Source organism: Ochrobactrum sp. BTU2 (assembly GCF_024539785.1).
Lineage (GTDB): Bacteria > Pseudomonadota > Alphaproteobacteria > Rhizobiales > Rhizobiaceae > Brucella > Brucella anthropi.
The window spans coordinates 1-2,576 of record NZ_JAHWRG010000064.1 but is presented as its reverse complement, the minus strand read 5'-3'; the positions used below and the strand labels follow the sequence as shown (position 1 = coordinate 2,576).

Below are 2,576 nucleotides of genomic sequence, written 5' to 3'. Positions count from 1 at the left end.
GCAAAAGATTAACAAAGCATGAAAATGAGGACGCTCAGGGGATAATCGCGCGCTCCGAAAATGTTTGCGACAGGCCCTTGAAATGAGCCCGGTAAACACGGTATGGCTCATCGGCGAGGCTGCCCGCTCGCAAAGTGTAATGGGAGCAGGCATTCGTCATGCAAGGCTTCCTCTGGAAAAATTCAGAGGCGGATGGGCAAGACTGGTAATCTGCGATGAGAACAGCAAACGTGCCTGGAGCAATCCTCTCCATCTATCATCGAAGTCGTGAGATTGCTGGCTACGAGATCACGGGCCACGGGGAAACCCCTCTAACAAAAGGGGTTTTCAACCCTTGGAGAGCAGAAATGACAGACACATATCCAGTTCCCCGTCCGAAAATTGCCGAGACGGTTATTCATCCCTCGGTACAACTGAGGGACGCCAGAATAGGAACCTGCTGCGAAATACTGGACGATACTTCACTCCACACCGTGGAGCTGGGCGACTTTTCATATCTCGGCCAACGTTGCATCGTCGAAAATGCGGTGATTGGAAGGTTCTGCGCTGTCGCTGCCGAGGTCAGGATCGGAGCGCCCAATCACCCGATGAACCGCCCCTCCATGCACCGGTTTACCTATTGTCCAGAATATTATTCGCATGACGCTGACCGCGATCTGACTTTTTTCACAAGACGCGCCGCTGATTGTGTGACTATCGGACATGATGTCTGGATCGGGCACGGGGTCATCGTACTGCCCGGTGTGAAAATAGGTAATGGCGCGGTTCTGGCGGCTGGCGCGGTCGTCAGCAAGGATGTTGCGCCTTACACCGTGGTCGGCGGTGTGCCGGCCAAGCTCATACGGAAACGCTTTGAACCTGTAATCGTTTCGAAGCTTACCGATATTGCCTGGTGGGATTGGCCCTTTGCAACAATTATCGAACGTCTTCCAGACTTCCAGTCAGAGAACATCAACGCATTTTGTGATCGTTGGTGGGGCAAAAATGCCAACGAAAATGGCAATAGCCAATCGTAATCAAGTATGGGGCAATAATTGTTAGTGAGAAAGTTTTGATTGCCCCCCTTCAAAAGAACGCCCTCGGGGCGCGCTCCGCCTTCAGCTTGGCGACCTCTTTCCGAAGCCTCTCGATCTCAAGCTGCTCCGGCTTCATCTGGCCTTTTCCAGGAAACGACTGGCTGGGATCGTCGCCGTATTCACGAACCCATTTGCACAACACATTCTCGTGGACATCAAGATCACGAGCAGCCTGCTCAACAGTGACCCCACGTTCCCTGACAAGCTTCACAGCCTCAAGCTTATACTCGCGGCTGAATATTCGTCTTTGCATTCATGCTCTCCGGTTTCAGGAGGAATATCTTACCTCGATGTCCATGAAACCGGCGGCAGGCCAAACCGCCACCTTATCATTATAGCGGCGGGTCAATTTTTTAGTTGAAGCATGAGTTCGTCTTCAGTCATGCCCGCTCATGATCCGTTCAATGACACTGCAATGAACGGACCATGACGTTTGTGTAAACTTACATTCCGCTTTAAGATTTTAATTTAGGCAATTGTTTTAATGCTAATTTCCTGCAGATGACGCAGGAAGGCATCTGTGGAAGCAGCGACTTCCCCTGAATTGTCTATTATGACGACATCGTCTGCACCGTCATCGAAGCTCACTTCGCGCTTAAGTCGCAAAGCGATTTCTTCTCGACTTTCACGTCCACGCGATGCAAGCCGCTCTGCAAGTACTTCCGGCCTAGCCGAAATGACGACCACGGACCGTTCCGAATAAAGCCTGCGGATATCGCCAAGTACACGCCGCGAGACATTCGCAATCACCACGATACCGTCGGCGATTTCATCATCAAGCGATTTCGGCAATCCATAGCTCAGGCTATGCGCCTGCCAGTGCAGCGCGAAAGCACCCTCGCCTGCGGCTTTAGTAAATGCTGCTTCATCCAGACTGTCGTGATCTTCCGTGCCCGGCATTTGCGGACGCGTGATGATCCGGCGCACAAAATGAAACCGCGTGTCGCCCGCAAGAGCCACACGCGCTGCATCCATAATCGTGTCTTTGCCGGCCCCGCTGGGGCCGACAACGGCAACGAAACAGCCTTTCGGCGTATCGGATTGCATCTGCATCAAAGCACCCGTTCGCCTTCGCGCCAGACAGTGCGCACAACCGGAATTGCACCTTTCGGCCGCACGCGAACCAGATCGGCACGCTTTCCGATAGCGATTTCGCCGCGATCATCCATCGCCATGGCATCAGCCGGGTTCTTGGTTACGAGGCGGACAGCCTGTGGCAGCGCAATCGGACGCTCCCCCGAAGCAAGGCCGAAAGCCGACTGAATGAGGCTGAACGGAATGTAATCCGAGGACAGAATGTCGAGGCTGCCATTATCGACGAGATCGCGTGCAGCAATATTGCCGGAATGCGAGCCACCGCGCACAATATTGGGCGCGCCCATCAGAATGGAAAGGCCTGCACCTTTTGAGGCACTGGCTGCTTGGGCCTGTCGCAAACATTTTCGGAGCGCGCGATTATCCCCTGAGCGTCCTCATTTTCATGCTTTGTTAATCTTTTGC

Annotated in this window: 2 protein-coding genes and 2 pseudogenes; 1 reads left to right on the top strand and 3 read right to left on the bottom strand. The window is 53.4% G+C overall.

From position 1 onward, the window contains the following. Positions 1 to 347 precede the first annotated feature (347 nt). Positions 348 to 1,016 (top strand): acetyltransferase, encoded by a 669-nt coding sequence (locus KWJ32_RS27880; RefSeq protein ID WP_024897970.1) that lies wholly within the window; start codon positions 348 to 350, stop codon positions 1,014 to 1,016. Between the two features lie 70 nt (positions 1,017 to 1,086). Here KWJ32_RS27880 and KWJ32_RS27875 read toward each other — a convergent pair. The 3 genes and pseudogenes from KWJ32_RS27875 to KWJ32_RS27865 form a co-directional block, all read right to left on the bottom strand. After that, positions 1,087 to 1,329, bottom strand: a pseudogene (locus KWJ32_RS27875) (transposase); the annotation flags it as partial. A 215-nt stretch (positions 1,330 to 1,544) separates the two neighbouring features. Beyond that, positions 1,545 to 2,123 carry a phosphonate metabolism protein/1,5-bisphosphokinase (PRPP-forming) PhnN gene (gene phnN, locus KWJ32_RS27870; protein ID WP_024897968.1) on the bottom strand — a complete coding sequence of 193 codons (579 nt, stop codon included), beginning with the start codon at positions 2,121 to 2,123 and terminating at the stop codon, positions 1,545 to 1,547. Positions 2,124 to 2,128: 5 nt separating this feature from the next. Then, positions 2,129 to 2,497: pseudogene (locus KWJ32_RS27865) on the bottom strand (amidohydrolase family protein); the annotation flags it as partial. Between the last annotated feature and the right edge of the window lie 79 nt (positions 2,498 to 2,576).